The organism is Parashewanella sp. 2304DJ23-3 (assembly GCF_056591695.1).
In genome coordinates, this window is the sequence record NZ_JBWQOH010000008.1 from 1 (window position 1) to 19,077 (window position 19,077).

Here is a 19,077-nt window from a genome sequence, read left to right on the forward strand (position 1 = left end):
AATTAACGGGCTGAAAATTTTTGGCTATAATTTGCGACGAAGGAGCAAAGCCAAACATTTTGCAGTCCTGTTGAATTGCTTGTTAGGTATGATGCTAGTTAAAACCTATGTAACATTTAGGACCGTAACCCCATATGCGTACAAATTTACTATTAGCCTCAAATTCAACACCGATTTGTTGTAGTGAGTTTAGTATTTCTGTTTTTTTACACACATTTGTTTCAACTAAGCCACCATTACATACTTTTTGGTTGAAAACTTCATATCCAATATCAAACCATTCTACTGAAATAAATGGAAAAGGTAACCGATAAAGCCAATCATTTTCCCAATTGGAAATGTAACCTGAAATGTCTTTTGAACGATTTGCTACAGTCCAATTGTTTTCCCTGAAACAATTTAGAACTTCATTCCATTTTGTATTGTTACATAAACCAACTAACTGCCTTTTTTCTATTAACTTTTTCAATGAAGGAATAAGGTTTTCATTTTCCGAGGCATCAGCCATTGGTAAAAGGCTCATATAAATACCTAACAGCTTATTAGAGGGAAAAAGTCCTCCTTTTACTCATCAGACCTTTCCCTTTAAAGATTTTTAATTTCACAACTATAAAACATTTGATACAAATATTTCAATAACTTATCAAAATCAACTAAAAGGACTTATCAGTTGAAAGCAGGATTTTTTCCTTTTTTTGTCCTGAAAACTGGAATTTATTTAACACTGTGATTTTATACAGCGGAAATTATTGTTTTTAAATTAAAATATATTCAACTATAAAATCTAATCTATCACGAAACTTTCGATGATACTTTTGAGTTAAAGTTCTAAATCATTTTGGAGAAAAATCTACTTATAGACTACTCCAAAGAAATTTGCAGGCTGCGATGACTCCCCTACTGAAGTTATTCAAGAATATCTGAAATGCTTAGCTTCTTATGGGCGGCTCAGGGGCAAGAGGGGGAAGCTGCTGGAGGCTTCCCTTTTTGGCAGTGTGGAGTGCAACTCCACGACTTTGAGACTAAAGTAGAAGTTTAAAATAAATAAAGTGATGTAATCACATCGCAATATCAACCCTGACACTATTCTCCAAATAAACCACTCTCACCCTATCACCAGCCTTAAAAGGCATTCCAGGATCAAGGTCTTGAACAATCATGACGCTCTTACCATCATCTTGTTTGATCATCATTTCAATCAGCTTATATTCACGGTATCTTGGTTGACTACTCTGCTGGTTAGCAATACTACCACCAGCAATTGCACCTAAAACAGTTGCAATGTCTCTTCCGCTACCTTTACCAAATTGATTACCAATCACACCACCTAACAAAGCGCCACCAAACGTCTTCCAACCACTATTTCTATCTTTAATGATCTCTTGCTGAGTGATATTTCGAATTGAGGTAACATCACCATAAACCACTTCTTTAACAGGTTGTGCCTTGTTACGGTTGTACGGACCAGAAGCAAAGACTAAGCTTGAAAATAAACACAGTAAAATGAAACTGCCGAGTTTAGGTTTTATCATAATCAATTTTCCGTTAATTTATATATAAGAACTACATTACTCTAAAAACATGCATTCGTTAACTTTTCTCACTGAATCTGATCATAGCTTTCCTGATCCGAGTTTAGCACTCGCTGAACCAAACGGGCTTTTAGCTATTGGTGGCGACTTATCTCCAGCTCGATTAATTGCTGCATACCATAACGGCATTTTTCCTTGGTTTGATGATCAAGACCCCATTTTATGGTGGTCACCAGATCCTAGAGCTGCGGTTATCCCAGGACAACTTCACATCAGCAAAAGCTTAAAAAAGTTTTTAAAAAAATCGGATTGGATGATCACAATTAATAACGATTTTAAGTCTGTAATTCAACATTGTGCCAAGCCTAGATTAAAACAAGAAGCCACTTGGATTACACAAGATATACAAGATGCTTATTATCAGCTCCACACCTTAGGACAAGCACATTCAATAGAAGTTTGGGATCAAGACCAGTTAATTGGCGGCTTGTACGGTATTGCTGTAGGGCGAGTATTTTGCGGCGAGTCGATGTTCCACACTAAAACCAATGCATCAAAAGTCGCAATGGTTTATCTTCAAGAATTATTGCTCGAATTTGACTACGCTTTAATAGATACACAAATGATGAATCCTCACCTAGAGAGCCTTGGTGCTAGAATTATTTCAAGAAGTGACTTTTTAACTTTGTTAGCCAAGTTTAAAGCACAACAACCAAAACAAGGTTGCTGGCAAGCTAGAGTATTTCGTGAAGGGGGAGTTCGTGAATAATAGAACTACATCGACAGAAGAGCTGATTTATTTCGGCTTAACTCACCCATTTGATTGCAGCTACCTTGAGGGTAAGCAAGAGCAATTATTAACGCTCACAGATTACGAGATTGATCTTTCTCTCTATGAACGGTTATTAAGTTTAGGCTTTCGACGAAATGGCAGCGCTATATACAAACCCCACTGCCCTGCTTGTGCTGAGTGTAAACCAATTCGGATTAATGTTGATGAGTTCAAACTATCTAAGCGCCAAAAAAGAACGCTAAAAAAGAATGAGCGATTCACTTGGAAGTTAGCGGATAAAAATAAAGAAGTATATTTTAAGTTATATCAAGAATATATTGAGGCCAGACACTTTGACGGCCCCATGTATCCTGCAGATAGAAATCAATATGAACAGTTTTTGCTTTGCTCTTGGTTGCCTGATTCATTTGTAGAAATTTACGATGGCGATAAATTAATTGGAGTTGCTGTTACGGATGTTTTAAAAAACTCTGTCAGTGCCATCTACAGTTTCTTTGATAATGACTATGCCGATTACTCATTAGGCAGCTATATGATTCTAGTACAAATTGAGTTAGCACAGAAAACGAATAAGCATTATGTGTACTTAGGCTATCAAATTGATGAATGTCGAAAAATGAACTATAAAAAGTTATATCGCCCTTATGAAGTACTTACAGATCAAGGCTGGCAAAGACACAATTAATCTTGTGGTTTTTTAATGCTGCCCTTTACAGTTTGTATAAATTGGGGCATGATACGCGCAATTTTTATATTTGAAGGTAATGGGATAATAATTTAATGGCGAAAGAAGACAACATTGAGATGCAAGGCACAATCCTTGAGACTCTACCAAACACTATGTTTCGTGTAGAGCTGGAGAACGGTCACGTTGTCATTGCGCATATTTCTGGAAAAATGCGTAAAAACTATATTCGCATTCTTACTGGTGACAAAGTTACAGTGCAATTGACTCCTTACGATTTAACTAAGGGACGTATCGTCTTCCGCGCACGCTAATCTAGCAAGAATATATTCCATCTATTAAAAAACCCGGTTATTGCCGGGTTTTTCTGTTTAAGATACTCGTAATATCTATTTAGTAACTGCTTTCGCGGGTGATTTTGATTCAATCACAATTTCACCATCTTTAGCATCTACTGTTGCTTTACCACCAGACTCTAGCTCACCGAAGAGAATTTCGTCAGCTAATGGGCGCTTGATCAAATCAGTCACAACTCGTGACATAGGACGAGCTCCCATGTTCTTATCGTAACCTTTTTCAGCGAGTAAAGTTCTTGCCTCATCGGTCACAGTAAGTACAACACGCTTATCATCAAGCTGAGCTTGCAATTCAACCAAGAACTTATCGACAACTTTAGCTATAACAGTCATATCTAGGTGATTGAACCAAATAATGCCATCTAACCGGTTTCTGAATTCTGGTGTAAACACACGATTGATTTCATCCATCGCATCATCACTTCTATCCAATTGTTGGAAACCGATAGATTGCTTAATGGTTTCTTGGACACCAGCATTCGTAGTCATCACCAAGGTTACGTTTCTGAAATCGGCTTTACGGCCATTGTTATCCGTTAAAGTACCGTGATCCATAACTTGTAATAGCAAGTTATAAACATCAGGGTGTGCCTTCTCAATTTCATCCAATAAGACAACGCAATGCGGCTGCTTGATAACAGCATCCGTTAATAGACCACCTTGTTCATAACCCACGTAACCTGGAGGCGCACCAATTAACCGAGCAACCGCATGAGCTTCCATATACTCCGACATATCAAAGCGTACGAGCTTCATGCCAAGGCAATTTGCTAGTTGGTTGGTTACCTCTGTTTTACCTACACCTGTTGGCCCTGCGAATAAGAAACTACCAACGGGCTTTTTCTCTTGTCCCAAGCCGCTACGAGAGAGTCTAATTGCTGAACTTAGGCTCTCAATCGCTTTATTCTGGCCGAATACTACCATTTTAAGATTACGCTCAAGGTTCTTGAGTAAATCTTTATCTGATGCGGTAACCGTCTTCTCAGGGATACGTGCGATTTTGGCAATGATTTCTTCAATTTCGAATTTGCCAATCGTTTTCTTTCGCTTCGTTTTCGGTTGCATCGCCATACGAGCACCCGCTTCGTCAATCACATCAATGGCTTTATCAGGTAAGTGGCGATCATTGATATGTTTAGCGGATAACTTAGCTGCAGTGCTTAAGGCTTCTTGAGTGTAACGAACGCTGTGATGATCTTCATATTTGGTTTTAAGGCCTTTCAAAATCAATGTCGTTTCAGCCACACTTGGTTCATTAATATCGATCTTTTGGAAACGTCTTGCTAACGCTTTATCTTTATCAAAAATGCTCTGGAACTCTTGGAAAGTCGTAGAGCCCATACAGCGCAAGTTGCCACTTGATAATAGAGGCTTCAACAAGTTTGAGGCATCCATTACACCGCCAGAAGCTGCACCAGCGCCAATGATGGTATGGATTTCATCAATAAAGAGAATGGCATGCTCATCCGCTGTCAGTTCTTTCAATAAGCTTTTAAAGCGTTTCTCAAAATCACCACGATATTTAGTACCTGCGAGCAGAGCTCCCAAGTCTAATGAATAAACCGTCGCATCTTCCATCACTGTCGGCACTTCTTTTTGATGGATGCGATAAGCAAGACCTTCAGCGATGGCGGTTTTACCCACACCAGCCTCACCGACAAGTAACGGATTGTTCTTTCTTCTACGACATAAGGTTTGAACGGTTCGTTCAATTTCATTATCACGACCAATTAACGGGTCAATATCACCCCGCTCAGCCATTTTATTTAGGTTTGTCGTATATTGTGCAAGAATACTTTTCTCTTGCTCAGTTTCCGTTTCAGAATCACCCGCTTCAAAACTGATTGACTCAGGCTCACTATCCGACTTAGTGACACCATGAGAAATGAAGTTAACCACATCTAGTCGAGTAATATCGCAACGTCTAAGTAAATAAACGGCTTGTGATTCTTGTTCACTGAAAATCGCAACCAGTACATTTGCTCCAGTGACCTCGTTACGACCAGAAGATTGCACATGGAATACGGCACGTTGAAGAACACGCTGAAAACCTAATGTAGGCTGCGTATCTTTATCTTCACCTGTCTCAGCCATCAGCGGCGTAGTTTGCTCAATGAAGCGACTGACTTCATCTCTAAGGCGATTAATGTCTGCACCACACGATAGTAAAGCTTCTTGAGCGGACGGGTTGTCCAAAAGCGCGAGCAATAAATGCTCTACTGTCATATATTCGTGCCGAGAATCTTTAGCTTGCTGAAAAGCTGAATTCAATGTCACTTCTAAATCTTTGTTCAGCATAGGCACCCCCAAAAAAATAACCCGATACTCTTAGCGTAATATATTTTCATATTTTCTCTAGCGTACAAAGCAAAGGATGTTCATTATCTCTCGAAAATTGATTCACCTGAATAACTTTAGTCTCTGCAATATCAAAAGGATAAGTGCCACAAATGCCTTTTCCTTGATGATGAATAGTTAACATTATATCTGTCGCCTGCTGTTCATTCTTGTTAAAAAAAACTTCTAACACTTCGACAACAAAATCCATTGGCGTGTAATCATCGTTATTTAAAACGACCTGGTACATAGAAGGCGGGGAAAGTTCTGTTAAAACATCATCTTCCACAACTTCTGCACTACCTAATTTGCTCATTACTGGTTAAACCTCTTTGTAGAAACCATGTCTAATCTACATTGTTTGACATGCAACTGTCATTATCACAGTTTATATGTTGTATTTTTGTTAAATTTATCTTGACATCTTATAAATATCATCACATTCTGGTTGCCGAACGTAAATACCTTTATGTTCATTTAGTTTTTACTATCTTACCGAGAAGTAGACAACAGAAGGAAGTGGAAGTATGGCAAGCGGAACTGTGAAGTGGTTCAACAACGCCAAAGGTTTTGGGTTTATCTGCCCAGACGAAGGCGGCGAAGATATTTTTGCACATTATTCAATCATCGACATGGATGGATATAGAACTCTTAAGGCTGGACAACCTGTTGAATATCAAGTTGAGCAAGGCCCGAAGGGTATGCATGCTTCAGCCATCACACCTGTAAAATAAATAATAACTCTGCTTGTCTATTCGGTTTCGATTAAATAAAGCGGTTGAATGGTGTATTTAAAGAATAAAAAGGAAGCTCAAATAGCTTCCTTTTTTAATGCCTATCAATTGATACAAATGAAGGTTTTAAACTTGAGCCATTAACCTCAACAGCTCAAGTTCAATTTTATCATTTATCCAATCAACGCATTTAATGTAGCGCTTGGGCGCATAGCTTTACTTGCCAAAGCTGCATCAGGGCGATAGTAACCCTTTAAGTCAACAGCTGGGCCTTGTGCACCATTCAATTCAGCAATAATCGTTTCTTCATTGGCAGTCATCTTCTCAGCCAACTCAGCAAATGCTTGTGCAAGTTCTGCATCTTCAGACTGTACTTTAAGTGCTTCAGCCCAGTACATCGCTAGATAAAAGTGACTACCACGGTTATCAAGCTGACCCACTTTACGTGAAGGTGACTTATTATTGTCTAAGAATTTACCAATTGCACCATCTAGCGTTTTCGCTAGAACCATTGCTTTTTCGTTACCCGTGTTTTGGCTTAGGTGCTCTAGAGAAGCACCTAACGCTAAGAACTCACCTAATGAATCCCAACGTAAGTGACCTTCTTTCTCAACTTGCTGCACGTGCTTAGGCGCACTACCACCAGCACCAGTTTCGAATAAACCACCGCCATTCATTAGTGGAACGATAGACAGCATTTTTGCACTTGTACCTAACTCAAGGATTGGGAACAAGTCAGTTAGATAATCACGTAACACGTTACCTGTAACTGAAATCGTATCTTTACCTTCCTTAATGCGCACTAACGAGAAGCGAGTCGCTTCTTGTGGAGCCATAATATGAAGTTCAAGGCCAGCTGTATCGTGCTCTTTAAGGTACTCTTCTACTTTGCTGATTAACTGAGCATCATGAGCACGGTTTTTGTCTAACCAAAAAACAGCAGGAGTCTGGCTCAAACGTGCACGATTCACCGCTAATTTAACCCAATCACGGATAGGCGCATCTTTAACCTGACACATTCTGAAGATATCGCCTTGCTCAACATTTTGAGTCATAAGCGTATTGCCTTCTGCATCAACAACCGTCACAACACCTGCGTCAGCAACTTCGAAAGTCTTGTCATGGCTACCGTATTCTTCTGCTTTTTGAGCCATCAGGCCTACGTTTGGTACAGTACCCATCGTTGCTGGATCAAATGCACCATTTTCGATACAGAATTTAACCGTTTCATCGTAGATAGTTGCATAGCTACGATCTGGGATCATGTATTTAGTGTCTTTTTGCTCGCCATCAGGGCCCCACATTTGACCGCTCGCACGAATTGCAGCAGGCATAGAAGCATCAATGATGATGTCACTTGGTACATGTAAGTTTGTGATGCCTTTATCAGAATCAACCATAGCTAATGCAGGACGATCGGCATATACAGCTTCGATTGCTGCATTGATTTCGGCTTGCTTATCAGCTGGAAGGTTTTTAATTTTAGAAACAACATCACCAAAGCCGTTATTCGCATCAACACCAAGTTGTTCAAATTCAGCAGCGAATTTTTCAAATACTGGCTTGTAGAAAGCTTTAACCGCATGACCGAAGAAGATTGGATCAGAAACCTTCATCATGGTAGCTTTTAAGTGAAGCGATAAAAGTACATCTTCTTGCTTCGCTTTCTCAATTTCAGCTTCAAAGAAGCTCACCAATGCTTTTTGGTTCATTACAGCTGAGTCAATAACTTCACCAGCCAGTAGGTTGATACCAGATTTTAATGTTTGCTTAGTGCCATCAGCTTTCGTTAATACAACATCAACAGAAGTTTCATTAGCAACAGTTACTGATTGCTCAGTGCTGAAATAATCGCCGTTAGACATGTGCGCTACGTGAGACTTAGAGTCTGAAGACCATGCCCCCATAGAATGTGGGTTTTTCTTGGCGTAGTTCTTAACAGCATTTGGTGCACGACGATCAGAGTTACCTTCACGAAGTACTGGGTTTACCGCACTACCTTTAATTTTATCGTAAGCCGCTTTGATCGCTGACTCTTTGTCATTTTGTGGCTCATCAGGATAGTTAGGTAATTGATAACCTTGCGCCTGTAGCTCAGCAATACAAGCTTTTAGCTGTGGGATAGACGCACTGATATTAGGCAGTTTAATGATATTTGCTTCTGGCGTTTTCGCCATTTCACCTAATTCTGCTAGCGCATCAGAAATGCGTTGGCTTTCAGTTAAGAATTCAGGAAAAGTCGCAATGATACGTCCAGACAAAGAAATGTCACGGGTTTCAACATTTACATCAGCAGCGCTGGTGAAACGCTTAATGATAGGTAACAGAGAATGCGTTGCTAATGCTGGTGCCTCATCTGTCTCTGTATAAATAATTGTTGGAGTTTTATCTTTCATTTCTCGTCCTATAGATATGGATAGAAGTTAAGTAACTGACCATAAATTCTCTTACATTTTTTGACATCCAAGTTTACCGCTCTATCGCGTTGCAATTTCGGTTACATAGCTAAGGCTATGCGCCCTACATTGCGCCTTGTATACCAGCAAACCTGAAAGCCAAAATTCTGAAAAAACTTATGGTCAGCTACTTTATTGTTAATTTTTATAAGGGTATGGGTGCGTCGCAAATTCAAGTAAAAATGTGACAACTTGCCGATTTGAGAAGCATCATAAATGAATTTATGAATTCATTACAAATTCCCAAGCTGCGTAAACCCTAGTAAACTGTCAACCTAAGCAAACAATTAATACTAATTATGGTAATTGGTATAAGTAATTAATGGATAGCTTTTGACTGAAAATAGTTTCAAAAATCGTTCTAAATGGCATAAAAACGCCCCCAAGCGCTCAACAAATCACCAAGGCAGTCACAAACATAAGTTTCAAAATAAGAAAACTGTTTCTGCTGAAGATAGAAAATTAGTGCTATTTAACAAACCTTTTGATGTTCTTTGTCAATTCACCGATGAAGAAGGTCGAAAGACGTTAAAAGATTATATTGATGTTCAAGGTGTATACGCAGCAGGCCGATTAGACAGAGACAGTGAAGGACTATTGTTACTCACCAACGACGGTAAACTGCAAGCTAAATTGACGCAGCCCAACAAAAAAACCTTCAAGACCTATTGGGTGCAAGTAGAGGGTGCTCCTAGTGAAGCAGATCTGGATAAGTTACGCCGAGGTGTCGAACTCAAAGATGGATTGACCCTGCCAGCCAACGTTGAGTTAATGGAAGAGCCTGATATCTGGCAAAGAGTACCACCGATACGTGAACGCAAAAATAAACCTACACAATGGTTAAAAATCAGTATTTGTGAAGGTAGGAATCGACAAGTTCGTCGTATGACAGCCCATATCGGTTACCCTACGTTAAGATTGGTACGCTATAGTATAGGACAGTACACTTTAGATCATACCGCTCAGCCGATTGAGCTTGGCAAATATATCGAAGTTAATCCTAAGCTGTAATCATTAAAGGTGAATCAATGACTGAACGTTTTAAACCGAATGTAACGGTAGCAGGTATCGTTGCATGGAATGACAAACTGTTAATGGTAGAAGAGGTTATCGATGGTAAAACGGTTTATAACCAGCCAGCAGGGCATTTAGAAGCCAACGAAGGTCTTATCAAAGCTTGTGAACGTGAAATAATGGAAGAGACAGGTATTGCAACTAAAGCGCTTTCGTTGACCAGCGTTGACCAATATCAAGCTAAAGAAGATCTTCAATTTTTAAGGTTTACGTTTCATTGTATTGTAAATCAATACGGGGTAACCATAGACCCACCGACACCTAAACCACAGGACCCTCAAATTGTTGCAGCGCATTGGATGACGTTCGATGAAATCAAGGCAATCGAAGCACAATTAAGAAGTCCGCTTATCATTAAAACGATAAAAGATTATTTTGCAGGAAACTTGGCACCATTAAAGTGTCTATCTGCTGATTTTTTATAAGCTTCTCATCGCTATTCTCGTAGCTCAAATACTTTAGCCGTGATAGAATGCTGCGCCTATTAATACTAGGCGTATTTTGCATTTCTAATTTGGTTTTAAAGTATTTATGACATCTGAAAATTCCACAAATCATGATAAAAAAGTCATCGTTGGTATGTCCGGCGGTGTAGACTCTTCTGTTTCTGCTTATTTGCTACTTCAGCAAGGTTACCAAGTTGAAGGTCTTTTCATGAAAAATTGGGAAGAAGATGATACCGATGAATACTGTGCGGCAGCTGAAGATTTAAAAGATGCTCAAGCTGTTTGTGACAAACTTGGCATCAAACTTCACACCGTTAACTTTGCATCTGAATATTGGGACAACGTTTTTGAGTATTTCCTTGAGGAGTACAAGGCAGGACGTACACCAAATCCTGACATCATGTGCAACAAGGAAATAAAATTCAAAGCGTTTCTAGATTTTGCTGACGACATACTTGATGCAGATTACATTGCGATGGGACATTACGTTCGTCGCCGTGATGTTGATGGCACGACTCAAATGTTACGTGGCGTTGATGGAAACAAAGATCAAAGCTACTTCCTATATACTCTCGGACACGATCAAGTTGCCCGCAGCCTTTTCCCTGTTGGTGAATTAGAAAAACCTGAAGTACGTAAAATAGCTGAAGAACAAGGCTTAGTTACAGCATCTAAAAAGGACAGTACCGGTATTTGCTTTATCGGTGAACGCAAGTTCACAGATTTTTTAGCGAACTACTTACCAGCACAACCGGGTGACATCGAAACTGTTGATGGTGAAGTAATCGGTCAACACCAAGGTTTGATGTACCACACGTTAGGTCAGCGTAAAGGCCTTGGTATTGGCGGCCTGAAAAACAGCAACGAAGATCCTTGGTATGTTGTTGATAAAGAATTAGACCGCAATGTACTTGTTGTGGCTCAAGGTGGTCACCACCCTCGCCTAATGTCAGTTGGAATGAAAGTGAATCAGTTGCACTGGGTAGACCGAAAAGGCCCTGAAAATGGTTCAAAGCTCACCGTTAAAACTCGCTATCGCCAAACCGATGTTGCTTGTTATATCACTTATATCGATGACGAAACCATTCGAGTCATGTTTGATGAACCAGTCGCTGCAGTAACACCAGGTCAATCTGCTGTATTTTATGACGGTGAAGTTTGCTTAGGTGGCGGTATTATCGATGAGTTAATCAAGGACTAATTCATGGATCAGCAAAGACAAGAAAAAGCAATGGCGTTTGCGGGCATTTTGAATGCCCTGTCTTTAGTTCAAAAAATTGCTCGAACCGGCGAAATGGACATTGAAGCCACAGAAGCTTGCCTAAGCAGTATTCCGGTTACCAACCCAGATAGCATAGCCGATGTGTACCCTCACAAGTCTGTTCTCGAAAAGGGTTATAAACTTACTTTGCAACAGCTTGGGGACTCTGACAGTAAGGATATCGAGATCACCCGCTATCTTGTTGCTGTTTTATCTTTAGAGCGCAAACTGGCTAAATCCGGCAATATGTCACAGCTGGGTGAAAGAATTGGCCAGCTCGACCGTCAATTAGTGCACTTTAAAATCACTGATGAACAAATAATCAAAAGCCTTGCTAGCATCTATGTTGATTTAGTCAGCGTACTTGGTCCGAGAATTATGGTGGCAGGTAAACCAGATATTATTAAGCAAACTTCCACCCAAGAGCGTGTACGAGCCTACTTGTTAGCAGCTATTCGTAGTGCTGTTCTATGGCGCCAATTGGGTGGAAAAAGAAGAGAACTCGTGTTTCAACGTAGAAAACTCGTTGATGCCGCAAAATATAATTTACAGAATTTATAAAAAGAAAGTCACTGGATGCCCGCCTTCGCTGGCATGATAGTGAAAGAACCCCCTACAAAAAACTAGAGTTCATCAAGGAGCTTATAATGGAACTTTCCGCACTAACTGCTATCTCTCCTGTAGACGGTCGCTATGGCAGTAAAACAGTTGAGCTAAGAGAGATTTTCAGTGAGTTCGGTCTTACGAAATATCGTGTTCAAGTTGAAATTAACTGGTTAAAGTTATTAGCAAACTGCAACGGTATCGAAGAAGTACCTTCATTGAGTTCAGACGCTATCGCTCGATTAGACAGCATTAAAGATAATTTCAGTGCTGATAATGCAATGCGAGTAAAAGAAATTGAGCGTACCACAAACCATGACGTTAAGGCGGTTGAGTACTTCATCAAAGAACAATTCGCTGATAATGCTGAACTGAATGCAATCAATGAATTTGTTCATTTCGCTTGTACTTCTGAAGACATCAACAATCTATCCCATGGTTTGATGCTAAAAGAAGCAAGAGAACAAGTTGTTGTGCCTTATTGCGAAAAAGTGATTTCAGCAATCAAACAGATTGCTAAAGAAACTCGCAGTATTCCATTAATGTCTCGTACTCACGGTCAACCGGCTTCACCTTCTACGCTTGGTAAAGAAATGGCAAACGTAGTTGTACGTCTTGAGCGCCAACTAAAGCAAATTAAAGCCATTGAATTGATGGGTAAGATTAACGGTGCTGTTGGTAACTACAACGCTCACTTATCGGCTTATCCAACGGTAAACTGGCATGAACTTTCAGAAAAATTTGTAACGAGCTTAGGTTTAGAGTGGAATGCTTATACTACTCAAATCGAGCCACATGATTATATTGCTGAGCTATTTGATGCAATTGCACGTTTCAACACAATCCTCATCGATTTCGATCGTGATATCTGGGGTTACATTGCTTTAGGGCACTTTAAGCAACGTACTATTGCCGGCGAAATTGGTTCTTCAACCATGCCACACAAGGTTAATCCAATTGACTTTGAAAACTCAGAGGGCAACTTAGGCATTGCGAATGCTCTAATGCAACACCTTGCAGCTAAGCTTCCAGTTTCTCGTTGGCAACGCGACCTAACTGACTCAACAGTATTAAGAAACTTAGGTGTTGGTATTGCGCATTCTGTTATTGCATACCAAGCGAGTTTAAAAGGTATCAGCAAACTGCAAGTCAACGAAGAACACCTTCGTGATGAACTTGATCACAACTGGGAAGTATTGGCTGAGCCAGTGCAAACCGTGATGCGCCGTTATGGTATTGAAAAGCCATACGAGAAGTTAAAAGAACTCACTCGTGGTAAGCGTATTGATGGTGAGCAACTTTCAACGTTTATTGATGGTCTTGAATTACCTGAGGACGTGAAAATTGAACTCAAGAAAATGACTCCAGCTAACTATATTGGTCGTGCTGAAGCCTTTGTTGATGAGCTGTAATATAGCGTCGTTTTCTCTATAAGCCGCTTTATTAGCGGCTTTTTAGCTATTTCTGCTTCTAAGTTCTCTTACTTTTGTTAAGTAATCAGATAACACATCGCGTACATGATCAATTGAATGCTCTTTGAAACCAAGCCATTCGATTAATGAAGTTTTAGCTCCAATGATGTGCCGCTGCCCGCCTTCATTACTTGACGGGAGAAAGTCGTTTAACCTCGATAATATTTCACCTTGAACGGTAAATACTAGCGATAGGTTATCAAGATCATGAACCTGAGTTCCATTTGAATTTTTTTTAATAAAACGCTCAGCTGTTTTATCGCAAACAGATGCAGGGTTAAATACAATAGAACGACAGCCTGAAACTTTCGAACTGGCTAAAGCAAGCCCTCCTCCCAAAGAGTGCCCTACACATACAACCTTTTCTTTTCCTACTGTTTGTGTAAGTGTCTGCGTTAATAGCATTGCTTTTTCGTAAGCCGATGATTTGAGAGCTGCACCTTGCTTTACACTCTGCAATAGACCTGAAGCGTTATCCGTTCCCCGAAAAGATAAGTAATATCGATTTAGGGTTGAGTCATAAAAAAGCCGATAGCAAAAACCAGACTTGGGGTTACTTTCTGGTATATCAGATAAATCAACGCCGGTATTGGTCGTTCCATCCAAATTTCTTTCAACTTCTTTAAACGTTTGAGAAGCGTCGAGTTCGTTAGTTCTGTAACTGAAGTGAGCTAAATCTGCTGCAAGACCCAATTCTTTATCAGAAAATACATCAAGTAGATCAACCCTAACAGGGGCCGCAGATACGATACTTTCATCAGTTGTTTGCGCTTCTACATGATAGCCATCTATTAAGAGCTCAGCTTTTGGTGGGGGCTTAGGAATCGCTTTATCAACCTGTTCCCAAAAATCATCAGAGAGCAGATCTGCAGCTCCTTTTTTAACGGAATAGTCACAGGAATTTAGAGTGACAGAGGCATCAGCCTTCCCTGTATTCATTGCTCCATCAACTGAACTTCCAACAACCGTTGATCCAGCAATAATAGAAGCTGGTCGAGTTTGCTCGAAAGAGGAAGTGAGGCCCATTACATTCTGATAATTAATGCATTTGTGAAAATAATACGGATTAAAACGCCAGAAGTCAGGAATCATTAACTATCTTATATCAATTAATTTTAGTTCTATTGCTAATCAATGAGTTACATGGCATTTATAATTAAAAATTAATATTATTGCCTTCGTGTTGCTGAAATTTAGATTTTAATTTGCATTATTTCCTAAAAACAAAATCGATTTTGATCACAAGTATTGCTAAAATTTGATAAACGCAAAACCAAATGGAAATCGTAAGGTGTCGAGTAGTACCAACAAGGACTTAGAATCTGTCGTTTTATGTCATTCTTGTGATGTTGTCGTTTCTAAACGTGCGCTTCCTGTGAGTGTCCGAGCCTTGTGCCCTCGTTGCCATACAGCCCTTTATCATGCTCCATTTTGCACCATAAACGGTTTATTAGCTTTATGCATCACAGCACTGATATTGTTAATCCCTGCTAACTATTTTCCCATTTTGGAACTTCACTTTCTTGGCAGTGTCAGAACCTCTACGGTTTTTGAAGGCGCAAATGCCGTTTTAAGCCAAGGCTTTTATGTCGTTGGGATAGCTGTGATACTTGCCGCTATTGTTGCGCCCTTATTTTTCGTTCTCTCTATTCTCTCGCAAACATTAATCATCAAGTTTGCTATGGATAATATATTTGCAAGAAATGCATTCAGGTTTTTACTCAAAAAGCATAATCTCATTAAACAGTTTTCGATGCCTGAAATATATATCATCAGTTTGCTGGTGACCTCGTTCAATTTAGGTGATTTTGCTGATGTTTATTTTGGTATAGGGACATTTTGCTACACCATGTTGTTCATAACGATGATTTTTATGCAACGTGAATATGACATAGAACATATGTGGAACCACCTTCATGACTAAAAAGGTGGAATATACTCAAGGCAGTGAACTTGATTTGTTAATTTGTCACACATGCAAAAGGGTATGTCATCGTACGCTCAATAATTGTGATAGATGCGGCACTGAATTACGAGATAGAGATCACTCCAGTATCCAAAAAGCCTGGGCTCTATTAATCACAGCGGCAATCATGCTGGTACCTGCTAATTACTATCCAATCAGTATCATTACAAAACAAGGTAAAGAAACTGAGGATACTATTTTTACGGGGATTCTTCATACCATCGACTTAGGCATGATACCAATAGCCATTATTCTATTTATTGCCAGTATTCTCGTACCATGGTTGAAAATATTGGGGTTAATTACTTACCTTTCAGCCATCAGTTTTAATTTACCACTTCCTAAGCGTGTGCTTATGAAAGGTTTTCATATCATTGAATGGATTGGGCGCTGGTCTATGCTTGATCTATGTGTAATTTCATTAACGGTTGCTCTAGTTAATATGGGACAGCTGCTTGATGCTCAAGCAGGCCCTGCTGCAACACCTTTTGCTCTAGTAATTTTATTCACCCAGTTGGCGGCCAAAGTGCTTGATACAAGATTGTTGTGGGATAAAGTGGAAACGGAACATGATTCAAAGCGAAACTCCTAAAATAGTAAAAAAGAAACTTTTCTCCCCGATCTGGCTGTTACCAGCGGTAGCATTCCTTTTGGGAATTTGGCTTCTCGTCAAAGGAATAAAAGATGCAGGAACTGAAGTTAAAATTCACTTCCCGAATGCGACTGGTATTGAAATTGGTAAGACACTTGTCAAATATCAAGGGGTAAACGTTGGTAAGGTTACCGATATTGAAATTGACGGTTCACTTCAAGGTGTCATTGTAACCGTTAATATGAACTATCGTGGGGAGCCTTTTTTAAATGAAAACTCTCAATTCTGGTTAGTCAGCCCTAAAGCCAGCATTACTAAGATTGAAGGTCTAGATACGCTATTTTCTGGCAATTATATTGCAATAAAACCCGGTGATGGTGTTCGTAAATTAAAGTTTGAAGCAAGCCTAGAAGCACCACCGATAATGCCTGCAAGCGAAGGGATGCTGATCACTTTATATGCGAAAAAATTGGGTTCAATTGATATAGGCTCTCATATTTTCTACCGTCAAATTCCTGTAGGTAATGTGGTGAGTTTCCGCTTAGATAAGAGTGATCAAGTTGCTATTAGCGTATTTGTCGAAAAGCAATACGCTTATTTGATTAAGAAGAACAGTCATTTCTGGAATACATCTGGCGTTAAAGTTGATGCATCTCTTTCTGGTATTAAAATCAACGCTGAAAGTCTAGCCTCTATCATTGCTGGCGGGATCAGTTTTGATTCCCCAGGCGATAGTAAGCAAACAAACTCAGGTGCCACTTATACTTTGTTTGACACTGAAGAAGAAGCCGTTGGCGGGCTCAATATCAAACTAATAACGAACTCAGCGGATAGCATCAACATCGGTACTAGCATTGAATATCGTGGTCTAACCATGGGCAATGTAACTAAAACCGAATTAAAAAATGGCAAAATAGAAGTAGAAGCTCAGATTTATCACAGATACACTCACTTACTCTCTGATACCTCAAAGTTTTGGACTGCAGGTGCACAAATAGGCTTAGATGGCATTAAACACGCTTCAAGGTTAGTTACTGGTGCAGTAATTAGTTTTCTTCCTGGTCAAGGCACAACAAGCGCTTCAGAAACTGAATATACACTTCTTACCGATGAACCAGACGAAGCTAAAGCACCATCATTTAAATTTACGATCAATAGTGATGAGAACTTCGGTTTGAAAGATGGGTCTGCAATCACATATCGTAATATTAAAATTGGTAAAGTGAATGAAGTTTCCCTAGCGAAAGATCTCAGCCACGTAAAATATTCAGCTGAAGTTAAACCTGAATTTCGCAATTTAATTAATAAGGCCAGTTATTTCATCCCAAAGCCTGCATTGAATATCAGTGCGAACCTAAAAGGTGTATCGGTAAAAACAGGCGATCTTGCAAGTGCTTTAAATGGTTCCATTGAATTGATTGGAAAACAATCGAACCAAGAGAATTCATTAACGTCATCTCTACATCTTTATCAGTCTACCGATATTGCGAGTGAATCAGTTATCGAAGCAAACTCAATCGGTTACAACCTGATATCTGCTGAATCTTATGGGCTTGAAAATGGTTCGCCCATCTTTTATAAAAAAATGCGTATTGGTCAAATTCGAGCAGTAAAATGGCTTTCCGATACTGATAAATTTGAAATCAAATTAGGCATCAATAAACAGTTCCATTCTCTTATTAATAATAAGACCGTATTTTGGCGTAATCAGGCAGCTCGTATTGATGCCGGTTTGAATGGTATCAAAGTTGATATTGCACCTCTAAGCGGTCTATTACAAAGCAGTATTAGCCTTGGGTTACTAAAAGCATCTCCCGCAACGTCTAGCCATATTCTGTACGACTCTAGTGAGCTTGCGATTGCACAAGCAAAACCTATAACCATTGATTTTTCAGCGAAATCGAACTTAAAGGCTAACGCCCCTATCTCATACCAAGGGTTTGAAGTTGGTAAAATCACGAGTGTAAGGTTAAACAAAGATTTAGAATCAATGACAGCCACGGGATACTTGCAAAGCCAGTACGCCCAGTCGTTCACTCGTTCAGACTCTACTTATTCTCTTGTTAACGCAGAAATCTCATTAGCTGGTATCAAGGCTCCTGAAACTATACTTACAGGCTCTTATGTCTCTGTAGTTCCCGGTGTTAGCAAAAATGACGCAGACAATTTCAATGGGAAGTTAAGTAAAACTCCTTTTTCTGATGCACCTAAAGGCGCCTATAGAATCACTCTCGTCAAGAGTGAATTGGGATCTATAACTAAAGGCACTCATATTTTCTTTAGAGGTATTCCTGTCGGCCAAGTTGAGACTTACCACTTAAATAAACATGGTAATAATGTGGAAATAGAAGCTTACATTGATAGCAAGTTTGCGAAATATGTTAATCAGAGCAGTCAATTTTGGGAACGTTCAGGCATTAAAGTTGATGCAGGGATATTCTCAGGCTTACAAATTGATACTGGTTCGCTAGAAAATATACTTGTTGGTGGTATTGCTGTTGTTACAGAAGATAAAACAACTTCATCAAATCATCTCGCACCTCAAAATACTTTCACACTGCACCCTGAAGAAAAATCAGGATGGAATGATTGGGCGCCAAAACAATAAGTACTTAAATCTACGTTTGCCAGTCGGATGTGTTATCTGGCTGGCAAAAATACAGCTCATACTCATTACATAAACCTACAAATTCTTTTGCCCCCCGCACTTGAATACAATATCTTGCACTCATTCCATACGATTAAAGTCCCAACAAGAGTTTGTAAGCCA

The 19,077-nt window shown here is 39.5% G+C and carries 18 protein-coding genes; 12 read left to right on the forward strand and 6 right to left on the reverse strand.

The window, feature by feature from the left end; genetic code table 11:
- Positions 1–94 precede the first annotated feature (94 nt).
- Both AC1EU2_RS13995 and AC1EU2_RS14000 read right to left on the reverse strand, forming a co-directional pair.
- Positions 95–523 carry a DUF6678 family protein gene (locus tag AC1EU2_RS13995; protein WP_480298894.1) on the reverse strand — a complete coding sequence of 143 codons (429 nt, stop codon included), beginning with the start codon at positions 521–523 and terminating at the stop codon, positions 95–97.
- A gap of 535 nt (positions 524–1,058) precedes the next feature.
- Entirely contained in the window at positions 1,059–1,532 is a 474-nt protein-coding gene (locus AC1EU2_RS14000; protein ID WP_480298895.1) for an outer membrane lipoprotein, read from the reverse strand.
- Positions 1,533–1,581: 49 nt separating this feature from the next.
- Between AC1EU2_RS14000 and aat the strand changes: the two genes are divergently transcribed.
- From aat to infA, 3 genes are all read left to right on the forward strand, one after another.
- The gene (gene aat, locus AC1EU2_RS14005; protein WP_480298896.1) at positions 1,582–2,301 is read left to right on the forward strand and encodes a leucyl/phenylalanyl-tRNA--protein transferase; all 720 of its coding nucleotides are present in this window, start codon (positions 1,582–1,584) and stop codon (positions 2,299–2,301) included.
- Positions 2,294–3,010 carry an arginyltransferase gene (locus AC1EU2_RS14010; RefSeq protein ID WP_480298897.1) on the forward strand — a complete coding sequence of 239 codons (717 nt, stop codon included), beginning with the start codon at positions 2,294–2,296 and terminating at the stop codon, positions 3,008–3,010. The genes aat and AC1EU2_RS14010 overlap by 8 nt, the downstream gene beginning before the upstream one ends.
- A 95-nt stretch (positions 3,011–3,105) precedes the next feature.
- The gene (infA, locus tag AC1EU2_RS14015) at positions 3,106–3,324 is read left to right on the forward strand and encodes a translation initiation factor IF-1 (protein ID WP_006081934.1); all 219 of its coding nucleotides are present in this window, start codon (positions 3,106–3,108) and stop codon (positions 3,322–3,324) included.
- A gap of 75 nt (positions 3,325–3,399) precedes the next feature.
- On the opposite strand, the gene clpA is transcribed toward infA, so the two are convergent.
- Together clpA and clpS are read right to left on the reverse strand one after the other, a co-directional pair.
- Positions 3,400–5,664: an ATP-dependent Clp protease ATP-binding subunit ClpA gene (gene clpA / locus AC1EU2_RS14020; RefSeq protein ID WP_480298898.1), complete on the reverse strand. Its 2,265-nt coding sequence runs from the start codon at positions 5,662–5,664 to the stop codon at positions 3,400–3,402.
- A gap of 46 nt (positions 5,665–5,710) precedes the next feature.
- A complete protein-coding gene (gene clpS / locus AC1EU2_RS14025; RefSeq protein WP_480298899.1) occupies positions 5,711–6,019 on the reverse strand; it encodes an ATP-dependent Clp protease adapter ClpS in 309 nt (102 codons plus the stop codon).
- A gap of 211 nt (positions 6,020–6,230) precedes the next feature.
- On the opposite strand from clpS, the gene cspD reads away from it, so the two are divergent.
- On the forward strand, positions 6,231–6,437 hold the full coding sequence (gene cspD / locus AC1EU2_RS14030) for a cold shock domain-containing protein CspD (protein ID WP_133407117.1): 207 nt from the start codon (positions 6,231–6,233) through the stop codon (positions 6,435–6,437).
- A gap of 173 nt (positions 6,438–6,610) precedes the next feature.
- Here cspD and AC1EU2_RS14035 read toward each other — a convergent pair whose 3' ends face one another.
- Positions 6,611–8,833: an NADP-dependent isocitrate dehydrogenase gene (locus tag AC1EU2_RS14035; RefSeq protein WP_480298900.1), complete on the reverse strand. Its 2,223-nt coding sequence runs from the start codon at positions 8,831–8,833 to the stop codon at positions 6,611–6,613.
- A gap of 393 nt (positions 8,834–9,226) precedes the next feature.
- Between AC1EU2_RS14035 and AC1EU2_RS14040 the strand changes: the two genes are divergently transcribed.
- From AC1EU2_RS14040 to purB, 5 genes are all read left to right on the forward strand, one after another.
- Positions 9,227–9,904, forward strand: coding sequence for an rRNA large subunit pseudouridine synthase E (locus AC1EU2_RS14040; protein WP_480298901.1), 678 nt, complete (start codon positions 9,227–9,229; stop codon positions 9,902–9,904).
- A gap of 17 nt (positions 9,905–9,921) precedes the next feature.
- Positions 9,922–10,392, forward strand: a complete 471-nt coding sequence (locus AC1EU2_RS14045; protein WP_480298902.1) for an NUDIX domain-containing protein — start codon at positions 9,922–9,924, stop codon at positions 10,390–10,392.
- 106 nt (positions 10,393–10,498) lie between these two features.
- A complete protein-coding gene (gene mnmA / locus AC1EU2_RS14050) occupies positions 10,499–11,614 on the forward strand; it encodes a tRNA 2-thiouridine(34) synthase MnmA (RefSeq protein ID WP_480298903.1) in 1,116 nt (371 codons plus the stop codon).
- Positions 11,615–11,617: 3 nt separating this feature from the next.
- Positions 11,618–12,235, forward strand: a complete 618-nt coding sequence (gene hflD / locus AC1EU2_RS14055) for a high frequency lysogenization protein HflD (RefSeq protein ID WP_480298904.1) — start codon at positions 11,618–11,620, stop codon at positions 12,233–12,235.
- Positions 12,236–12,321: 86 nt separating this feature from the next.
- Positions 12,322–13,689, forward strand: coding sequence for an adenylosuccinate lyase (gene purB / locus AC1EU2_RS14060; RefSeq protein WP_480298905.1), 1,368 nt, complete (start codon positions 12,322–12,324; stop codon positions 13,687–13,689).
- A gap of 42 nt (positions 13,690–13,731) precedes the next feature.
- On the opposite strand, the gene AC1EU2_RS14065 is transcribed toward purB, so the two are convergent.
- A complete protein-coding gene (locus AC1EU2_RS14065; RefSeq protein WP_480298906.1) occupies positions 13,732–14,775 on the reverse strand; it encodes a Tle-like phospholipase domain-containing protein in 1,044 nt (347 codons plus the stop codon).
- A gap of 265 nt (positions 14,776–15,040) precedes the next feature.
- On the opposite strand from AC1EU2_RS14065, the gene AC1EU2_RS14070 reads away from it, so the two are divergent.
- From AC1EU2_RS14070 to AC1EU2_RS14080, 3 genes are read left to right on the forward strand one after another with little or no spacing between them, the layout of a single operon-like run.
- Positions 15,041–15,673 carry a paraquat-inducible protein A gene (locus AC1EU2_RS14070; protein ID WP_480298907.1) on the forward strand — a complete coding sequence of 211 codons (633 nt, stop codon included), beginning with the start codon at positions 15,041–15,043 and terminating at the stop codon, positions 15,671–15,673.
- A complete protein-coding gene (locus tag AC1EU2_RS14075; RefSeq protein WP_480298908.1) occupies positions 15,666–16,307 on the forward strand; it encodes a paraquat-inducible protein A in 642 nt (213 codons plus the stop codon). The genes AC1EU2_RS14070 and AC1EU2_RS14075 overlap by 8 nt, the downstream gene beginning before the upstream one ends.
- Positions 16,285–18,915 carry an MlaD family protein gene (locus tag AC1EU2_RS14080; RefSeq protein ID WP_480298909.1) on the forward strand — a complete coding sequence of 877 codons (2,631 nt, stop codon included), beginning with the start codon at positions 16,285–16,287 and terminating at the stop codon, positions 18,913–18,915. Before AC1EU2_RS14075 ends, AC1EU2_RS14080 begins: the two co-directional genes overlap by 23 nt.
- Positions 18,916–19,077: the final 162 nt, after the last annotated feature.

What these genes read in the sequence shown, in the direction of transcription:
- purB (WP_480298905.1), top strand. Translation starts at nt 12,322, where the DNA reads ATGGAACTTTCCGCACTAACTGCTATCTCTCCTGTAGACGGTCGCTAT.
- mnmA (WP_480298903.1), top strand. Translation starts at nt 10,499, where the DNA reads ATGACATCTGAAAATTCCACAAATCATGATAAAAAAGTCATCGTTGGT.
- AC1EU2_RS14045 (WP_480298902.1), top strand. Translation starts at nt 9,922, where the DNA reads ATGACTGAACGTTTTAAACCGAATGTAACGGTAGCAGGTATCGTTGCA.
- AC1EU2_RS14080 (WP_480298909.1), top strand. Translation starts at nt 16,285, where the DNA reads ATGATTCAAAGCGAAACTCCTAAAATAGTAAAAAAGAAACTTTTCTCC.
- hflD (WP_480298904.1), top strand. Translation starts at nt 11,618, where the DNA reads ATGGATCAGCAAAGACAAGAAAAAGCAATGGCGTTTGCGGGCATTTTG.
- cspD (WP_133407117.1), top strand. Translation starts at nt 6,231, where the DNA reads ATGGCAAGCGGAACTGTGAAGTGGTTCAACAACGCCAAAGGTTTTGGG.
- aat (WP_480298896.1), top strand. Translation starts at nt 1,582, where the DNA reads ATGCATTCGTTAACTTTTCTCACTGAATCTGATCATAGCTTTCCTGAT.
- AC1EU2_RS13995 (WP_480298894.1), bottom strand. Translation starts at nt 523, where the DNA reads ATGAGCCTTTTACCAATGGCTGATGCCTCGGAAAATGAAAACCTTATT.
- clpA (WP_480298898.1), bottom strand. Translation starts at nt 5,664, where the DNA reads ATGCTGAACAAAGATTTAGAAGTGACATTGAATTCAGCTTTTCAGCAA.
- clpS (WP_480298899.1), bottom strand. Translation starts at nt 6,019, where the DNA reads ATGAGCAAATTAGGTAGTGCAGAAGTTGTGGAAGATGATGTTTTAACA.
- AC1EU2_RS14035 (WP_480298900.1), bottom strand. Translation starts at nt 8,833, where the DNA reads ATGAAAGATAAAACTCCAACAATTATTTATACAGAGACAGATGAGGCA.
- AC1EU2_RS14000 (WP_480298895.1), bottom strand. Translation starts at nt 1,532, where the DNA reads ATGATAAAACCTAAACTCGGCAGTTTCATTTTACTGTGTTTATTTTCA.
- AC1EU2_RS14075 (WP_480298908.1), top strand. Translation starts at nt 15,666, where the DNA reads ATGACTAAAAAGGTGGAATATACTCAAGGCAGTGAACTTGATTTGTTA.
- AC1EU2_RS14065 (WP_480298906.1), bottom strand. Translation starts at nt 14,775, where the DNA reads ATGGGCCTCACTTCCTCTTTCGAGCAAACTCGACCAGCTTCTATTATT.
- infA (WP_006081934.1), top strand. Translation starts at nt 3,106, where the DNA reads ATGGCGAAAGAAGACAACATTGAGATGCAAGGCACAATCCTTGAGACT.